The sequence below is a fragment of the Bacillus sp. SIMBA_154 genome (assembly GCF_046536015.1).
Taxonomy (GTDB): Bacteria; Bacillota; Bacilli; order Bacillales; family Bacillaceae; genus Bacillus; species Bacillus pumilus_P.
In genome coordinates, this window is sequence record NZ_JAWJBV010000007.1 from 22,450 (window position 1) to 40,931 (window position 18,482).

Consider the following 18,482-nt stretch of genomic DNA (forward strand, 5'->3'; position numbering starts at 1 on the left):
GAGGGAAGCCAAATGGCATTACCAAAAAGTGTGCTTATCAGAGAGGTCGGCCCGCGGGACGGACTGCAAAATGAATCAGCTTGGCTGGACACAAACGAGAAGCGAACATGGATTGATTTACTCGCGGCAGCCCATCTCCCTTATATTGAGGTCACATCATTTGTCCATCCGAAATGGGTTCCAGCCTTAAAAGACGCCAAACAATTAGCCCAATCCTTACACAAAAAAGACGATACCACCTATGCCGCACTTATTCCTAATGAAAAAGGCTTAGCCTATTTCTTTGAAGCAAATCTTGATGTAGGCGCTATGTTTATCTCTTCGAGTGAAACACATAACAAGAAGAATATGAATCAATCCATACATGAAACCCTTCCTGTCATCAAACAAATGACAGCAGATTTAAAAGCAGAAGGACGAAATACTCGCGCATATATTTCTACCGTGTTTGGCTGCCCTTATGAAAAACAAGTGTCAATGGATCAAGTGCTGCGGTTAACGGATATTCTGCTCTCCTACGGCATCGATGAAATATCACTCGGTGACACCATCGGAGAAGCCCATCCGCTGCAAGTAGAAAGACGATTAGACATTTTACTAGAGCGTTTTCCTGCTGATAAAATCGCTCTTCATTTTCATGATACGAAGGGGATGGGTCTTGCGAATATATATACGGCATTAAAGGCTGGAATCACGATATTTGATTCCTCTAGCGGCGGGCTTGGCGGCTGTCCATATGCACCTGGCTCTAGCGGGAATGTGGCGACAGAAGATGTGGTGCATATGCTTCAAAAACTGGGGATTGAAACAAATATCGACCTTCCTGGATTGATTAAAGCAGCAGAATGGATTGAAACAAAAGTAGATCGAACCCTGCCTAGTCACTGCTTACGTGCTTTTCACTCTCATACTACTTCATAAAGGATGAATGACATGACATCATTGGTCAATTTTTCGATACAAGATGAGCAGATTGGCATCATGACCTTAAACAGGCCAGAACAAGCGAATTCCCTATCTGCTGCGATGCTCGAGGAGATTAATCAAACCATTCAAGCAATCAAACACGATGAAAGCATCCGCTGTTTGCTCATAACAGGAGCTGGCTCTAAAGTCTTTTGCGCAGGAGCAGATTTAAAAGAACGACGATTGATGACAGAAGAAGAAGCCAAAGAAGCCGTTCTTACGATTCAGCAAACCTTTACTGAGATTGAAGCCCTGCCTATACCTGTCATTGCCGTGATGAACGGACACGCACTCGGCGGAGGTCTTGAGCTAGCGCTGGCTTGTGATCTTCGCATCGCAAGAGCCGAAGCCAGGCTCGGCCTGCCAGAAACAGGACTAGCTATCATACCAGGGGCAGGAGGGACGCAGCGTCTCCCGCGCCTCATCGGACTCGGTAAAGCAAAGGAACTCATTTTCACAGGGTCTTCATTACAAGCAGAAGAAGCCATTCAAATTGGGCTGATTGAGCACATCTCTTTAGCAGATGCTCTCATGAATGACGCCATTTCTCTCGCAAAACAAATCTCTAAAAACGGACCAATTGCTTTAAAAGAAGCGAAACAAGCGATTCAAATGAGCCTTGATCACGCTTTACGTACAGGTCTGATGAAAGAATACGAAGCCTATGTACGGCTCATTGATACAGAAGATCGAATGGAAGGTCTTCAGGCTTTCCAAGAAAAACGAACGCCTCATTACAGAGGCAACTAGCAAGAAAGGGGAATGGACATGATCGAAGAATATGAAGTGAAAAAACAGCGGATTGTAAAAGGCGGCGCCGAACGATACCATCAAAAAAACAAAGAAAAAGGAAAATTGTTCGTCCGTGATCGGCTCCAGTTATTATTAGATCAGGATTCTTTTATTGAGGATGCGATGTTTGCCGAATGTCAAGATGAACATTTACCAGCAGATGGTGTCGTCACAGGGACGGGACGCATGAATGGACAAACCGTATGCCTCATGGCAAATGATTCTACCGTCAAAGCGGGATCATGGGGCGTCAAAACGGTAGAAAAAATCATTAGAATCCAAGAAACAGCCGAGAAGCTCAACTGTCCGATGCTGTATTTAGTCGATTCAGCTGGAGCCAGAATCACAGATCAGATCGCCATGTTTCCAGGCAGGAGGGGGGCAGGGCGCATTTTTTATAACCAAGTCAAGCTGTCTGGACGTATCCCGCAAATTTGTTTACTATTCGGTCCTTCTGCGGCCGGCGGTGCTTACATCCCTGCTTTTTGTGATATCGTCGTCATGGTTGAAGGAAATGCCTCCATGTATTTAGGCTCTCCGCGCATGGCCGAAATGGTGATTGGAGAAAAAGTATCCCTTGAAGAAATGGGCGGGGCAAAAATGCATTGCAGCATTTCTGGGTGCGGGGATGTATTAGCACAAACAGAGGAAGAGGCCATTCAAATCGCGCGTGATTATTTAACCTACATGCCTGCCAACTATACGGAAAGACCAAAAACGATAGCCGCAAAAGCACCTAAACCATCTGAGATATCCATCCAAAACCTCATCCCTAAAGGTCAGAATACGCCTTTCGATATGTATCAACTCATTGATTTACTCATCGATGAAGGATCATTTTTTGAAATCAAAAAGCTGTTTGCCGCAGAGCTTATCACAGGCTTTGGCCGCATGAATGGTCAGCCTGTCGGTCTTATTGCCAACCAGCCGAGGGTGAAAGGCGGCGTATTATTTCATGACTCGGCTGACAAAGCCGCCAAGTTTATTCAGCTATGTGACGCCTTTCATCTTCCACTTCTCTTTCTTGCGGATATCCCGGGGTTTATGATTGGAACAAAAGTAGAACAAGCGGGCATTATTCGTCACGGGGCGAAAATGATTTCCGCTATGTCAGAGGCGACCGTACCGAAGATATCCGTCATCGTGCGTAAAGCATACGGTGCAGGGTTATATGCAATGGCAGGGCCTGCCTTTGAGCCAGATTGCTGTCTTGCTCTTCCATCTGCCCAAATTGCTGTGATGGGGCCAGAAGCCGCAGTAAATGCTGTCTATGCGAATAAAATTGCCGCACTGCCTGCCGAAGAGAGAGCCTCATTTATACAAGAGAAACGCAAGGAATACCAGGAAGATATGAATATATACGAGCTTGCCTCTGAAATGATTGTCGACGGCGTCATCCCATTTGACCGTTTAAGAGCTGAACTGTGTAATAGATTACAAGCCTATACCTCTAAAGAGATGACATTTACGAGACGAAAACATCCGGTTTATCCGGTCTAAAGGGAGGCGTCCTCAAGATGAACCTGAAACCAGCATGGATACCGGGAGAGCAGATGATCAAAAAAACACGTCTTTGCAAGTGGATGCACTCACTTGGTTTTTCTACTTATGACGCATTCTATCAAGCTAGTATCGAGCGCACAGAATGGTTTTGGAAAGAAGCTGAAAAAGCCATCGGCATTCAGTGGAAGGTGCCGTATGAAGCCGCATTAGGTCAAGAGTCATTCATGTGGCCAAAGTGGTATAAAGGCGGCCAATTGAACATCACCGAAACGGCCGTGGACAAATGGGCGGAGAAAGAAGAGACCAAACATCAACCAGCGCTGATTTGGGGAAATGAAGCTGGGAAAGAACAGAGTTGGTCCTACCTCCATCTTCAGGAAAAAGTCAATCGTCTCGCAGCTGGTTTTTTGAAGAGAGGGCTTCAAAAAGGGGATGTGGCGATCGTCTATATGCCTATGCTTCCTGAAACGGTTGCCGTCATGCTTGCCTTTGCAAAGATTGGAGTGATCTTTAGTCCGGTCTTCTCGGGCTATGGAAGTGAGCCTCTTGCCGTACGCATTCGTGCTTCAGGTGCAACCATTGTCGTCACAGGGCATGAAATGACGCGCCGGGGGAAAACCATCAACATGCGAGAATGTGTAGCTGATGCAATCAAAAAAACAAATACCGTCAAAACAGTCATTGTGCATGCTTCCTCTGATACTGAATATCAAGATGATGTAAGACTAAATGATGTATTAAAAGAACAGCCGATAAAAGATACGACCTATGTCACAAATGAAGACCCTCTCATGATCTTGTACACCTCTGGAACAACTGGCACGCCAAAAGGAGCCGTTCATACACACGCAGGCTTTCCTGTAAAAGCGGCTTTTGATGCTGGTCTTTGTATGGATGTCGCAATAGGAGACCGGCTGTTCTGGCTCACAGACATGGGCTGGATGATGGGACCGTTTCTAGTCTTTGGCGGCTTGATCAATGGAGCCGCGATTGTTCTATATGACGGCGCACCGGATTATCCAGATCAGCAGCATCTTTGGTCATTCATCCACCAGCAGAAAGTCACCCATTTTGGGCTTTCGCCTACATTTGTTCGTTCTGCGATGCAGCAAAACCTTGCAGAGATTGAATTGACGCATGTCAAAGCCATCATTTCTACCGGTGAACCTTGGAATGAAGCACCGTGGCAATGGCTTTTTGACACAATCGGTCAAAAGAACATCCCCATCTTAAACTATTCAGGGGGGACCGAAGTGTCTGGTGGCATTGTAGGAAGTACTTTGCTTCGTCCAATCAAACCGATTCTTTTTAATACGGCGATTTTAGGCATGGCGGCAGATGTGTATAACGAATCAGGTCAGAGCGTCATGAATGAAGTAGGGGAGCTTGTTGTGAAAAAGCCTTGGGTCGGCATGACTTGTGGTTTTTGGAATGAGCCTGAGCGTTATGAAGACACGTATTTCAAACGATTTGACGGGGTATGGACACATGGTGATTGGGTCATGCAAACAGAGGACGGAGCATTCCATATCACGGGCAGATCGGATGATGTCATTAATACAGCAGGCAAACGCGTCGGTCCATCTGAAATTGAATCCATCCTTGTGGGACATACGGCCGTGCACGAAGCCGCTGTAATTGGGGTAACGGATGAGGTAAAGGGAGAGGCGCTCGTGTGTTTCATAGTGACCAGTTCACAATCTTTTGAAGAAGCCAAGCTCATTCAAGAGCTCAAAGCACATGTTGGTTCACATGCGGGAAAAGCGCTCATACCAAAAGAGATTCATCTCATTTCAGCTTTACCGAAAACAAGAAACGGAAAAATTGTCCGGCGTTTATTAAAAGGGGCGTATGAACAGAAGCCTTCACCAGATCTTTCTTCACTAGAAAACCCAAATGTGTATAAGAGCATTTCCGCATACCTGAAAAGGAAACAGAATCAATAGAAAAAAGACAGGAAGGATCCCTGTCTTTTTTACTGCACATGAAAATTCGTTCCATCGGTTGTTTCTTTGACAATACCTGCCCGTATCACAAAATCACCGAAATGTTCATTTTCTTCTCGTTCTTTTGCGTAGCGAGGGAGCAAAGAGCCAAGCTCGCTTAAAATGTCTTCCTCACCCACATTTTCCCGGTACAGTTTACTTAACCTGCTGCCATCAAACGCAGCGCCAAGATACATGTTGTATTTGCCAGGTGATTTTCCGATAAAGCCAATTTCACCTAAAGCATGACGGGCACATCCATTTGGACATCCAGTCATTCGAATGGTGATTTCTTTATCACTTAAGCCGTTTTCTTCTACAATCTCTTCAATTCTGTCAATCAAGCGAGGGAGGTAGCGTTCTGCTTCTGCCATTGCTAAGCCGCATGTTGGAAGAGAAACGCAAGCCATTGAACTGCGGCGCAGTGCAGAGTGCTGCTGGCCGTCTGACAAACCGAATTCCTGTATCAGCTGCTCGATTTGTTTCTTTTTATGAGATGTGACATTTCCAATGATTAAATTTTGATTCGCTGTTAAGCGGAAGTCACCCGTATGAATCTTTGCAATTTCACGAATGCCTGTCATCAGCGGATAATCATCATAATCTGTGATGCGCCCGCCTTCAACAAACATCGTATAATGCCATCTTCCGTTAATGCCCTTTACCCAGCCATAGCGGTCACCGTTATGATCAAAGTGATAACCTCTTGCGTCTAAAAGGGCAAATCCAAGGCGGCGTTCAAGCTCTTCTTTTACATTCTGAAGGCCGAGCCGGTCCACTGTATATTTAAAGCGGGCATTTTTTCTTACTGAACGGTTTCCGTAGTCACGCTGAATGGTGATCACTTGTTTGGCAATCTCCACAACCTGCTCAGGTGTACAAAAACCGATGACCTTTGCAAGTTGAGGGTAGGTCGCTGTATCACCGTGAGTCATACCCATTCCGCCGCCAATCGCGACATTAAAGCCGACTAATTGATCATGTTCGATAATCGCAATGAAGCCTAGATCCTGTGAAAAGACATCAATATCGTTAGCAGGAGGGACCGCAACGCCAATCTTGAATTTTCTTGGTAAATAAAGCGGACCATACATCGGCTCAACTTCAGTGTCTGGCGTTGCCGCTACTTTTTCCTCATCAAGCCAAATCTCGTGATACGCTCTTGTTTGTGGAAGCAGGTCATCACTTAATTTTTTTGCCAGCTCGTACACATCATGGTGCACTTCTGATTGATAGGGATTTGAAGTACACATGACATTCCGATTCACATCCCCGCAAGCAGCGATCGTATCAAGCATGGTGGAATGAATGTCTTGAATGGTCTTTTTCATGTTCCATTTTAAAATACCGTGAAGCTGGAAGGTTTCACGAGTTGTCAGCTTTAACGTACCGTTGCCGTATTTGTGAGCAAGCTCATCCATCACAAGCCACTGCTTTGATGTGGCGATTCCGCCAGGCAGGCGTACGCGCAGCATAAATTGATAGGCAGGTTCAAGCTTTTGTTTTTGCCGTTCATTTCTAAGGTCACGATCGTCCTGCAAGTAGCTGCCGTGATGCTTCATCAGCCGGTTGTCATCATCAGGAATTCCCGCTGAAATCGGATCAAGCATGACTTCTTTTAACGTACCCCGTAAATAATCACTTTTTTCTTTAATTTCCTCTACGTCGCTCGGAGGTCCATCCGGCGCTGTTAATGCTGTCTTCACCATGTCGTAAAAGCTCCTTTCTTTCAAGCATCAAATCAATAGACGTCACGCTGATAGCGTTTTTGCTGCTGTAAATTAGCAAGATAGCTTTCTGCTTTCTCTTTGCTCATCGCACCTTCTTCTTGAATGATCGATAGAAGGGTACCATGAACATCATGCGCCATATGCTTTTCATCACCGCAAACATAGACATAGGCACCTTGCTCAAGCCATTCGAATAATTCTTTACTGTGTTTCTTCATTTGGTGCTGGACATATACCTTTTCCTCTGAATCTCTTGAGAAAGCCACGTCCATTTTCGTTAAGACGCCATCCTTTAACCACTTTTGCCATTCTGTTTGGTATAAGAAATCCGTCACAAAATGCTGATCACCGAAGAATAACCATGACTTTCCGTTTGCACCGATTTCCTCGCGTTCCTGCATAAATGAACGGAAAGGGGCGATGCCTGTGCCTGGTCCTACCATAATGATCGGTGCATCAGTATCGTGAGGAAGTTTAAAGTTTTGGTTGTGCTGAATATAAACAGGTAACGTATCACCTGGCTGCAAGCGCTCTGCACATAAAATCGAGCAGACCCCTTGACGTTCTCTCCCGTGTGCATCATATCTCACAGCACCTATTGTCAAATGAACCTCTTCGTCATTTGCTTTTAGACTGCTTGCAATCGAATATAGACGTGCAGGGATTTTTCTTAAAATAGACGTGAAATCTGCTGCTGTTCCTTCAAAAGGACCAAAATCGCGAGCCGCATCTAATAAGTCTCGGCCTGCTATATACGCTTTTAGCTTTTCTTCGTTTCCTTCTTCTAAAAGGGCCTGCAAGTCTTCACTTTTCGTGAATGCCGCGATCTTTTGAAGAAGAGGTTTTGTTAATACTGTAATCTCAAAGTGCGAGGTAAGTGCTTCTTTTAAAGGAAGAGTGTCTCCGTTTTTATGAGCGGTTACGGCTTCCTCTGCATTCCATCCGCATGTCTTGATTAGTTCCTCAACAAGCGTAGGATCATTTGTCGGATAAATGCCAAGACTGTCGCCCGGCTCATAAACAAGTCCTGATCCTTCAAGAGAAAGCTCCAAATGGCGGGTTTCTTTGTTAGATCCGCGGCCATTCAGGTTAATATTTTCAAGCACCTCAGCATAAAAGGGATTCGTTCTTGAGTATTCAGAAGCAGCTTTACTTATTTCTCCCGCTGATTCTTGCGGTAGTATTGCTGCTTCACCTTCGCTTAGAGAAGATGTCACCCCTTGAAGCCATTCAGAGAACGGTTCATCATAATCAAGGTCACAGTCGACCCGGTCGAAAAGACGCGTTCCACCAAGTTCTTTTAAGCGCTCGTCAAATTCTTTCCCCGTCTGACAGAAGAATTCGTATGAGCTGTCGCCTAGTGAAAGAACAGAGAAGCTTAAATGATCAAGCTTTGGCGCACGTCTGCCGTGGACATATTCATGGAAAGAAAGGGCATTATCAGGCGGATCTCCCTCGCCATGTGTGCTGACGATCACCAGTAAATTGTTTATTTTTTTCAGATTATTTGGTTTAAAATCTGACATAGAAGAGAGCGTCACTTGAAAACCTTTCTCTTCAAGATGCTGCGCTGTCTTTTTCGCTAAACCTTCGGAATTGCCTGTTTGCGAGCCATAAAGTACGGTCACATCTTTACTGACAGACTGTGCAGGTACTGCGGCGGAAGGAGTAGGGGCCAGAGTGGCCGTTTCTGATCCGGCTAGAGCTGCCTGTGCTGATAAATAACCGGTAAGCCAAATTTTTTGTTGATCTGTTAAAGTCGGAAGCAGCTGATTGAGTAGTTCTGCCTGCTGCTGGCTAAACGGACTGTTCAATACATGAAGTTGCAACGATATCCACCTCACAAGGAATATAAACATAGATTAATTCGATAGGAATTATATATATAGGTTCAATTTGAACTTTACCGAAAGTTTGCCATTAAGTAAAATATATAATATTGATTGTCATGATTAAGATTTCTAATGACAAAGAACGTACGAATAGGGGAGGGCATAAAAAAGGAAAACGGATGGCCGTTTTCCTTTTTTATCTGACTTATGCAGTTGGAAGCCCCATCACAGCTTTCACTTCTAAATATTCCTCGATACCGAAATCTCCCCATTCTCTTCCGATACCAGATTGCTTAAAGCCTCCAAATGGGGCAAAGTAATCTGTTTCGGCATTGTTAATGGTGATTTGGCCAGCACGAATATGTTCAGCGACATATTTTAATGTTTTTTCATCTTTTCCAACAACATATCCGGCAAGGCCATAAACCGTATCATTGGCGATGTCAAGGGCATGATCTAGGTCCTGATACGTGATGACACTCATCACTGGTCCAAATATTTCTTCTTGTGCAATGGCCATATCATTTTTCACATTTGTGAAAATCGTATGCTTCGTGAAATATCCTTTGTCAATGCCGTCCGGCTTACCAGTTCCGCCTGCAAGGAGGGTAGCGCCTTCTTCGATTCCTTTTTCAATATAAGACTGCACGGTATCCCATTGTTTTTTGGATACGAGCGGGCCAGTGGCGTGATCTTCTCTCGGATCACCAACTGTAAACTTCGGCAGGGCATTCAGCAGCGCTTTTTCAAACGAATCTTTCATCGATTCTGGAATGAGAACTCGTGTGGCTGCCGAACACACTTGACCTGTATTCATCGCAATATGATGAACGGCGGTTTCAGCTGCCTCATCCATATCTGCATCACCTAAAACGATAAGAGGGGATTTCCCGCCAAGCTCAAGGGCCACTTTCTTCATATTGTCTGCAGCATTTTCCATAATTTTAGAGCCGACGGCACCTGAACCAGTAAATGAAACAAAATCAATATCAGGATGTGAGCTAATGCCGTCCCCAATGACTTCACCGGTTCCGTTCACGAGGTTGAAGACACCTTTTGGTACGCCTGCTTCATCAATGATTTCTGCAAGAATCATCGCAGCAAATGGTGTAATTTCCGCAGGCTTTAAGACAACGGGTGAGCCTGCTGCAATCGCACCAGCAATTTTAAGTGATGTTTGATTTGTTGGGAAATTCCACGGTGTAATCAGTCCGCTGACGCCAATGGCTTCTTTTATAATGGTATGACCGCCGCGGTCCTCGGTAAATGTATAGGATTTAAGTGCTTCTGCTGCTTTAGAGAAGTGTTCATGTCCCATTTTGTAATGAACCTCTTCTGATACTTTAAGCGGAGCACCGAGCTCTTGTGTCATGACTTCTACAAGTTCATCCTTGCGCTTTTCATACCCGCGCACAATGTTTTCCAGCATCTCTACTCGTTCATTTCGAGACGTCTTTGAGAAAGAAGGAAACGCGGCACGAGCTGCCTTGACGGCCTTATCTAAATCTTCTTTTGTTCCTAAGCTAATTGTGCCAATGACTTCCTCTGTAGCGGGATTAATCACTTCCGTCGTTTCGTTTCCTGTTGAAGCGACCCATTCTCCATTAATAAAATGTTTCTCTTGATTTCTCATTCTGACATGTCTCCTTTTTATATGTGATTCAATTCGATATTCTGTTTTCAGCTGATATAAAACTGTACCCACTGTGAAAAATCTAAAACGAAGAAAAAAGTTTCTGATATAATACGCAAAGTGGGACATATGTCCTTTTCAATATCAGGGCATCTATCATTTAATAGAACTAGACTGAAAAAGAAGGAGCATTTGAAAGAATGAAAGGTGTTATTTTCGCATTATTAGGAGGCGCTTGTATTACACTGCAAGGCGTAGCCAACGCAAGAATCAGCCAGGATATCGGCACATGGCAGGCGGCAACTATCACGCAGCTAACCGGTTTTATCATCTCTCTATTCATTTTACTCATCGTACGGGATGGGCACTTTCGAGAATATCAAAAGGTGCAGCCACTCTATTTAATTGGCGGGGCATTTGCAGCCATTATAATTTTTAATGAAGTCACCGCGATTCAAATGATTGGTGTGACACTCACCATCGCTGCTTTACTGATAGCACAGCTTGCGTTTACCTTTGCAATTGATGCAAAAGGATGGTTTGGTGTACAGAAGAAGAAAATGAAATGGCCTCATTATGCAGGAATTCTTTTGATGATTGCGGGCGTGATCATTTTAAAGCTATAAAGGAGGGATCATATGGAGGAGCTGCACGATGAATCTCTTTTTTCCTCTTATATCAAGGCGCATCATTTACAAAACGTCTTTCATCAGAACTTGATGTCACATGTGACGTTGTGGCGCTATGAACAGGGTGAGCTGATTTGTTCAAAAGGGGATAAGAGGGAGTACTTGTACTTGTTAGTGAAAGGAAAATTAAAGATTTTCACCACCACAAAGGAAGGGAAAACCTTTATTCTTTGCTTTAAAAATCCTCTTGAAGCGATTGGAGATATTGAATATGTCCAGCAGACGGATATGGTCAATACAGTCGAAGCTGTCACAGAAGTACATATACTAAGAATTTCCCATCAAGCGCTCATGCACCATGCGAAGGATGACCCTCATGTTTTAACCTTTTTGCTAAAAGGCATCACAAACAAATTTTATACAAAATCAAACGATTTAAGCTTCCACCTTTTATATCCTGTGGAGGTCAGGCTCGCAAGCTATTTATTATCTGTTTTAACAGATGACGACACTACGCGAACGCGCCCTCTGCGTCTCACTGATGCGGCGAGCTTAATTGGGACGAGCTACCGTCATATTAATCGGGTCATTCAGCAATTCAGGGAAAAAGGGCTGATTGAAAGGCGAAGAGGAAAGATTACGATTCGTGACCGAAAAGGGCTTTTAGAAATAGCAGAGCACAACATTTATGAATAGAAGAAACGAAGGGATTTATATATGATCATAGGAATAATATTAGCGATCACAGCTGGTGCACTCGTCAGCTTACAAACCATTTTTAATAGTAAAGTCAATGAGCATACAGGCTCTTGGTCAACAACGACACTTGTTCTTGGAATGGGCTTTATTGCTTCACTCTTTATGGGTCTTATGTTAGAAGGAACTGGCATGTTTCAATTAAGGCATATGGAAGCCTGGTACTGGGTAAGCGGAGCCATTGGGGTAGGGGTTGTCATCTGCCTTGTTCAGAGCATCAAACGTCTAGGCCCCACTTATGGGATCTCGATTGTCCTCACCTCACAGCTAGGCTGCGCGCTTTTGTTTGATTCGCTTGGCTGGCTTGGGTTAGAAAAAGTGACATTTTCTTTTACAAAACTATTAGGTGTCATTGTGATTGTTGCTGGGATCTTGGTGTTTAAATTGACCAAATTGGAGTCAGCAGAAGAGGGTCAATCGCAAGAAAAAGGGCTGCCACAAAAGTAGCTGCCCTTTTTCAGATCAATCGCCGCCAAATAACGGTTATCGTCGATAAGCCATTTAAAAGGAGCCTTTTCATCAAAGGCTTTTTTTTCTTCCCATAGTTGCTCGTTTTATATTCTGTTCGGTCTTTAGCCACGAGGACACTATAGGCGATTTTCCGCTCGATTGCCTGCGTAAGAGATAACGCAAACGGTGCGCTATCAATGACCAAAATCGATTCTGTATTTAAAAAACTGGACCTTGCATCTAAATTATATGTCCCGATAATACTTAAGTAATCATCAATGACCATCGATTTCCCATGAATCGAATACGGGCCTTCATATTCATACAAATGAACGCCAGTTTTCATCAGTTCCTTTTTCGTGCTTAAATATCCTGCAAAAGCCAAAGGATTTGGTGTTGCTGTAAGAGAATTCGTGACGAGCGTCGTTTGAATGTCTTCAGCTAAGGGAGTAAGTCCATCTTTCATGGGACGTGTTGGTATCACATAAGGCGTCTGTATGAGAACAGAACGCTTTGCCCGGTGAGCTAGATCGTTTAATTTTTTCAGCACGAGAGGACGCTTATTGAAGCGCTCCACTGGATTTGTGAAAAATGCAATCTGTTTCACACAAGTGGCATCTGCTGTCCAATCAAAGGAGGACATGACAAAAGGTTCTTTCGTGTGCATCGCTTCGTGATAGGATCTGAGCAGCTGCTTTCTCAGTTTTAACCCTTTTTTCGCTTTTTGCTTAGAGAACACATCTTTCGTTCTTTTCGTAAAGTTATGATTCCATAGATAAACGAAATATTGCTCCATTTCATCTAATACTTTTCCCTTTTTGGCGTTATAGAGCAGCACATCACGGTCATAAGCAAAGTTTTTCGGCGGCTGATCTGCAAAGTATTTATCACCGATATTTCTTCCGCCCATCACTGCGACTCTTCCATCAGCCAAAAGCAGCTTATCATGAAGACGGTTATGCCACGTCCAAGGCTTGAACAAACGAAAGGGCTCATAAAAACGAATCGCCATGTTCGGATGATTTGCTACGGCATAGCGCAAATGCTTCAGCGGCCCACGCAGGCTATGGCAGATGCCATCTAATAATAGCTGAACCTTCACTCCTCGATCAGCTGCCTCAATTAAAGCACCAAGTACCCATTCGGCTGTTTTTCCCTTTTGAATGGAATAATAACTCAGACGAATCACCTTTTTAGCCTCACGAATCATTTGGATTCTGACTTGACCCGACTCAAACCCGTCGTCAAGAAGCATGACTTGATTTGTGCCTTGGTCGTCTCCTGAGATAGAAGAGGCTTTATAAATGCAATGCTCCTTGCATGTTTTTTGTACCGGTAAATAAAACAAAACAAATGCGGTCAAAAATACATATACCACATATAGAAGAATTAGAAAAATGAAGAGATGAAGCATAGTCATCAGCTCCTTTCGCACAGACACTACTTTTTTTAGTTTATGTTAAAAATAAAATTCCACTCATTTTCGCCTTCTAATAAAAAATTACAGGACAAAAGAATCAACTTGTTTTCACAGGACATTTAATTATAGTATGAAATAAGTAAGGGGGAATCGCATTGAAAGAACCATTATTTAATATTCCAAGTGATGTGTATCAAACATTAAGTGAAACAGAACGGTACTTACTCCATTATATTCACCAGCATTTAGAGGACATCTCCACCTTATCCATCGTCACTTTAAGTGAAAGAGCCAATGTGTCGACAGCCACTATTGTCAGACTGATGAAGAAAATTGGTTACAATGGCTATACATCCTTTAAATATCGATTGAAACAAGAAAAGAAAATGACAGATGAAAGCGACCAGCTAAAAAATATTGATGAAGACATCAAACTGGCGATTCGTAAAAATGAAGAAGAGGTTTTAAAGACGATACAGCTGCAAAGTATTGGGCAAATTGAAGATGCCGTTCAAAAAATACATGATGCAGATAAAATTTATATTTTTGGCAGAGGCTTCTCAGAGATGATTGCCAAAGAGATGACCATCAAATTACAGCTCATCGGAAAAACATGTGAAGTGCACGACGATCCGAATATCATTCGACTAAAATCGCGTGACATTGATAAAAACGAACTTACCATCTTTGTTTCATTAAATGGAGAAACAGCAGAACTCGTTGAAGCCTGTCAAAATCTAAGCATGAAGCAGGTCACAACCATTACCGTCACAACAAGAATTGATTCTACATTAAGTAAAATATCAGACATGACACTAGTCGGATATAAAGGCGAACAATCTTTCTTCCCAGATTATGAAGTCCGCTCCCGCCTGTCTCTTCATGTCATTGCCCGCATTTTACTAGACGCCTACGTGATCCGAATGAAATAACCGATAAGAAGCCTTCTAGACTTTGTGCTGGAAGGCTTTTCCTCATGAAAACCTTTACACAATCTGAAAACATTTTCATTGAATCGTATGAGATACTTTCTTTAGAGAAAAGAAAGAAGGTGAAACCAATTGATTTATACCTGCACCTTAAATCCTGCTATTGACCTATATATTGCATTAAAAGAAATGCGGGCAAATACAGTGAACCGCACAGAAGATGAGGATTATCAGCCGAATGGAAAAGGCGTCAATGTGTCGATTATGCTAAAAAAATATGGCGTTAACAGCACTGCATTAGGCTTTATTGCCGGGTTTTCTGGTTCTTATATTGAGCAATCCTTAAAAGATCTTTCCATTCCAACAGATTTTATCCCGGTTGAAGGAATTACGCGCATTAACGTTTTTATCAATACAACAGAAGAATACAAGCTTGTGAATCAAGGTCCTGCCATTCAGGCAAAAGCACTTCACGCCTTTCGTGAGAAAATTTCAGCAATCCCGCAGGACGGTATCCTCATTATGTCAGGCAGTCTGCCAAAGGGCGTACCAGCCAGCATTTTTTCAGAAGTAGCTGCAATTTGTCATCAAAACAACGTCAAATTCATTTTAGATACAAGCTCTATAGCGGTTCTTGAGACGCTTCAGTACAATCCGTATTTATTAAAACCAAATGAAGAAGAATTGGCCGCTTTTTTCGGCAAAACACATCATTTATCAGAAACAGAACTCATTCAATCCGGAGAAAAACTCATCGAGATGGGTGCAGAGCAAGTACTCATTTCCCGCGGAGGAGAAGGGGCTCTATTCATCACGAAGGAAGACGTGTTAAAAGGAAACGCACCAACAGGCACGGTAGTAAACACAGCTTGTTCAGGAGATGCCATGCTCGCAGCATTTATTAGTAAACAGCTTGAAGGACATTCAGCCGAAGAATGCTTACGCTACGGGATTGCAACAGGAGCATCTACCGCATTTTCAAAAGGCTTAAGTGATTTACATGATATCAAGTCGCTGATAGAGCAAATTCACATTCACAACATATAAGGGGGAGTCAACATGAGCCGTAAAAAAATTGTCGCTGCAACCGGCTGTCCAACAGGCATTGCGCACACATTTATGGCAGCTGAGGCCTTAAAAATAGCTGCTGAGCAATTAGGGGTCGACATCAAAGTCGAAACGCATGGTCAAGTAGGAATTGAAAACGCTTTAACGGACCAAGACATTATGGAAGCTGATGGAGTCATTGTTGCAGCTGACAAAGATGTGCACACAGACCGTTTTCATGGAAAACCACTCATAGAAGTGCCTGTATCTAAAGGAATTCGCACGCCAGCTGAGCTGATCCAGAGTATTTTAAATGGAGATGCACCTATTCATCAAGTGAAAGGCAGGGCTGCTGTTACCGAGAATACATCTGCACCTTCACCCACTCAGCAAAAGACGTCAAATAAATGGATACACACCATCTATAAGCACTTAATGAACGGTGTATCACACATGCTTCCATTTGTCGTAGGCGGCGGGGTTTTAATTGCCCTTTCTTTTCTATTTGGCATCTACTCTGCTGACCCTCAGCATGAAACGTATCATCCGTTTGCTGCCTATTTGAAAAGCATTGGCGGACTCGGCTTTAGCTTAATGGTTCCGATTTTAGCAGCATTTATCGCTGATTCGATCGCAAGACGGCCAGGGATGGTTGTTGGATTTATAGGAGGGCTGCTTGCAAACGATGGAGGTGCCGGTTTCTTAGGTGGTATTATCGCAGGTTTTGCAGCAGGATATATCATTCTATTGCTTCAATTCATGCTTCAAAAATTACCTGCATCACTTGATGGATTAAAATCGATCTTCATCTATCCCGTCATCGGTATTTTCTTGATAGGGGCTGTGATGACTCCTCTATTAGTTCCAATTACAGGGTTAAATAATTCACTAATGGATTTTCTCTCATCCGTTCAATCCACGAATCCGCTGCTCTTAGGCTTAATTGTTGGGGCTATGTGTGGATTTGATATGGGTGGACCTTTTAACAAAGCAGCCTATGTGACAGGAACGGCTTTACTTGCAGAAGGCAATCTTTATTTCATGGCAGGTGTGTCTGCTGCATGCATTACACCGCCGCTTATCATTGCGATTGCGACAACGATTTTCCGAAAACATTTCACACCACAAGAACGAAATGCAGGGGCGATCAACTATATTCTAGGTGCTACACATATTACCGAAGGGGCCATCCCGTTTGCGGCCAAAAACCCAGTCGTTGTCCTGCCGATTATTATGTTTGGTTCGGCCATCTCTGCTATTTTGACTTATTTGTTTGGCGTACAGGTTCCTGCACCGCATGGCGGATTCCTTGTCCTACCAGTCGTCACAGGCGCATTTCAGTGGGTGCTTTCCATATTGATCGGATCTATGATCGGTGCGATTCTATACGGACTTTACCGTAAAAAAATAGACAAAGCCGCAGTTTAATAGGGGGAAGAGAAATGATGGAACATATTTATATGAATCTTCATGAAACAGCTTCTTCACAGGCAGGCGTTTTCGCAGCCATTGCTGACATTGCCTGCAAAGCAGGTATTTGCACATCGCCAGAGGATGTCAAAGAAGGCTTAGCTGAAAGGGAAGCTCTTAGTACAACAGGCTTTCAAGATGGATTTGCCATTCCGCATACACAGACAGACGCCATCACGAAACCAGCACTAGTGATCGTCCGCACTGAAACCGGAATTGAATGGGACGCTTTTGATGGAAAGCCTTGCTTTTTCTTTTTATCCTTACTGATCCCAAAAAATGAAGCAGGGACCACTCATTTAAAAGCACTTTCTGCTCTTTCACGAGGCTTAATGGATGAAGCGAAACGTCAAAAGCTGCTCGAAACAAGAACAAATGAAGAAATGCTCGCTGTATTAAAAACAGAAATTTTGACTAGAGAGGATGTTTGACCATGCCTTTACTTTCAACAACACCGATGCTTGAAGCTGCAAAAAAAGAAAAATACGGAATTGTCGCATTCAATGTGCACTCCTTTGACAGTATTTATTGGGTGCTCGAAACGGCAGCTGAATTAAAGTCACCTGTGATTTTGCAAACGACGGTCGGAACGGTTCAATCTCTTGGAGCAAAAGCCATTGCAGATACAGTGAAGGCGGCAGCTGACCAATATCAAATCCCAATCGGTCTTCACCTGGATCATTGTACTGACTTTGATGTGATTCTCACCTGTATCAGGGCGGGTTATACATCCGTTATGATCGATGCATCGATGCATTCGTATGAAGAAAATGTACGCCGCACAAAAGAAGTGGTTGATCTTGCATTAAAAGTAGGTGTGAATGTAGAAGCCGAGCTAGGCAAGGTAGGCGGCGTAGAAGATGACATCGTGGTAGATGAAAAGGATGCTGAAAAAGCCATTCCATCAGAGTGCCGTCAATTTATAGAAGAAACAGGGGTACCCACTTTAGCGCCTGCGATCGGCACCGCCCACGGCATTTATAAAGGGGTACCGGATATTGATTTTGACCGCATTGAACAAATTGCAGCGCTTGTCAATGTACCACTTGTCCTGCACGGAGGTTCAGCTGTACCAGAAGAGGATGTCAGAAGATGTGTCACACTTGGTATGGCTAAGGTCAATGTCTCAACTGAACTAAAAAACGCCTACTCCGAAGCCATTCGTGATCATTTCTCAAACGAACCCGAAAGCTTAGATCCGCGTATGTATTTACAAAAAGCAAAACAAGCAGCAAAGGACATGGTCACATCTAAAATACGGATCGTTGGCAGTGAAGGCAAAGCCCATCTTTTATATCAATGAGACGAAAAAAAGCAGAGCCACCATCGCTCTGCTTTTT

16 protein-coding genes are annotated in these 18,482 nt (G+C 43.5%); 12 read left to right on the plus strand and 4 right to left on the minus strand.

The window, feature by feature from the left end; genetic code table 11:
- Positions 1-12 precede the first annotated feature (12 nt).
- The 4 genes from R0K30_RS11560 to R0K30_RS11575 are packed head-to-tail and all read left to right on the plus strand — an operon-like array spanning position 13 to position 5,207.
- A complete protein-coding gene (locus tag R0K30_RS11560; protein WP_099727828.1) occupies positions 13-921 on the plus strand; it encodes a hydroxymethylglutaryl-CoA lyase in 909 nt (302 codons plus the stop codon).
- A gap of 12 nt (positions 922-933) precedes the next feature.
- Entirely contained in the window at positions 934-1,716 is a 783-nt protein-coding gene (locus tag R0K30_RS11565; protein ID WP_099727827.1) for an enoyl-CoA hydratase, read from the plus strand.
- An 18-nt stretch (positions 1,717-1,734) separates the two neighbouring features.
- The gene (locus tag R0K30_RS11570) at positions 1,735-3,258 is read left to right on the plus strand and encodes an acyl-CoA carboxylase subunit beta (protein ID WP_099727826.1); all 1,524 of its coding nucleotides are present in this window, start codon (positions 1,735-1,737) and stop codon (positions 3,256-3,258) included.
- Between the two features lie 17 nt (positions 3,259-3,275).
- Positions 3,276-5,207, plus strand: a complete 1,932-nt coding sequence (locus R0K30_RS11575) for an AMP-binding protein (protein WP_410610783.1) — start codon at positions 3,276-3,278, stop codon at positions 5,205-5,207.
- A 29-nt stretch (positions 5,208-5,236) separates the two neighbouring features.
- Here the strand turns inward: R0K30_RS11575 and cysI are convergent, their stop codons facing one another.
- The 3 genes from cysI to R0K30_RS11590 form a co-directional block, all read right to left on the minus strand.
- The gene (cysI, locus tag R0K30_RS11580; protein ID WP_099727824.1) at positions 5,237-6,955 is read right to left on the minus strand and encodes an assimilatory sulfite reductase (NADPH) hemoprotein subunit; all 1,719 of its coding nucleotides are present in this window, start codon (positions 6,953-6,955) and stop codon (positions 5,237-5,239) included.
- Positions 6,956-6,987: 32 nt separating this feature from the next.
- Positions 6,988-8,805, minus strand: coding sequence for an assimilatory sulfite reductase (NADPH) flavoprotein subunit (locus R0K30_RS11585; RefSeq protein ID WP_230030243.1), 1,818 nt, complete (start codon positions 8,803-8,805; stop codon positions 6,988-6,990).
- A 208-nt stretch (positions 8,806-9,013) separates the two neighbouring features.
- Positions 9,014-10,441, minus strand: a complete 1,428-nt coding sequence (locus tag R0K30_RS11590; protein WP_230030242.1) for an aldehyde dehydrogenase family protein — start codon at positions 10,439-10,441, stop codon at positions 9,014-9,016.
- A gap of 200 nt (positions 10,442-10,641) precedes the next feature.
- On the opposite strand from R0K30_RS11590, the gene R0K30_RS11595 reads away from it, so the two are divergent.
- Genes R0K30_RS11595 through R0K30_RS11605 form a run of 3 tightly spaced genes read left to right on the plus strand, consistent with a single transcriptional unit; the run spans position 10,642 to position 12,273 of the window.
- On the plus strand, positions 10,642-11,067 hold the full coding sequence (locus R0K30_RS11595) for a DMT family transporter (protein ID WP_410610786.1): 426 nt from the start codon (positions 10,642-10,644) through the stop codon (positions 11,065-11,067).
- A gap of 12 nt (positions 11,068-11,079) precedes the next feature.
- Positions 11,080-11,766, plus strand: a complete 687-nt coding sequence (locus R0K30_RS11600) for a Crp/Fnr family transcriptional regulator (protein WP_099727820.1) — start codon at positions 11,080-11,082, stop codon at positions 11,764-11,766.
- A gap of 21 nt (positions 11,767-11,787) precedes the next feature.
- Complete coding sequence (locus R0K30_RS11605; RefSeq protein WP_410610789.1) at positions 11,788-12,273, plus strand: DMT family transporter; 486 nt, start codon at positions 11,788-11,790, stop codon at positions 12,271-12,273.
- A gap of 10 nt (positions 12,274-12,283) precedes the next feature.
- Here R0K30_RS11605 and R0K30_RS11610 read toward each other — a convergent pair whose 3' ends face one another.
- The gene (locus R0K30_RS11610) at positions 12,284-13,690 is read right to left on the minus strand and encodes a phospholipase D-like domain-containing protein (RefSeq protein WP_410610791.1); all 1,407 of its coding nucleotides are present in this window, start codon (positions 13,688-13,690) and stop codon (positions 12,284-12,286) included.
- A 161-nt stretch (positions 13,691-13,851) separates the two neighbouring features.
- Between R0K30_RS11610 and R0K30_RS11615 the strand changes: the two genes are divergently transcribed.
- From R0K30_RS11615 to R0K30_RS11635, 5 genes are all read left to right on the plus strand, one after another.
- On the plus strand, positions 13,852-14,628 hold the full coding sequence (locus R0K30_RS11615; protein ID WP_410610793.1) for a MurR/RpiR family transcriptional regulator: 777 nt from the start codon (positions 13,852-13,854) through the stop codon (positions 14,626-14,628).
- Positions 14,629-14,757: 129 nt separating this feature from the next.
- The gene (pfkB, locus tag R0K30_RS11620; RefSeq protein ID WP_410610795.1) at positions 14,758-15,672 is read left to right on the plus strand and encodes a 1-phosphofructokinase; all 915 of its coding nucleotides are present in this window, start codon (positions 14,758-14,760) and stop codon (positions 15,670-15,672) included.
- A gap of 12 nt (positions 15,673-15,684) precedes the next feature.
- A complete protein-coding gene (locus R0K30_RS11625) occupies positions 15,685-17,100 on the plus strand; it encodes a PTS fructose transporter subunit IIC (RefSeq protein ID WP_256499628.1) in 1,416 nt (471 codons plus the stop codon).
- Positions 17,101-17,114: 14 nt separating this feature from the next.
- A complete protein-coding gene (locus R0K30_RS11630) occupies positions 17,115-17,573 on the plus strand; it encodes a PTS sugar transporter subunit IIA (RefSeq protein ID WP_230030238.1) in 459 nt (152 codons plus the stop codon).
- Between the two features lie 2 nt (positions 17,574-17,575).
- Positions 17,576-18,445: a class II fructose-bisphosphate aldolase gene (locus tag R0K30_RS11635; RefSeq protein WP_249705543.1), complete on the plus strand. Its 870-nt coding sequence runs from the start codon at positions 17,576-17,578 to the stop codon at positions 18,443-18,445.
- Positions 18,446-18,482 lie beyond the last annotated feature (37 nt).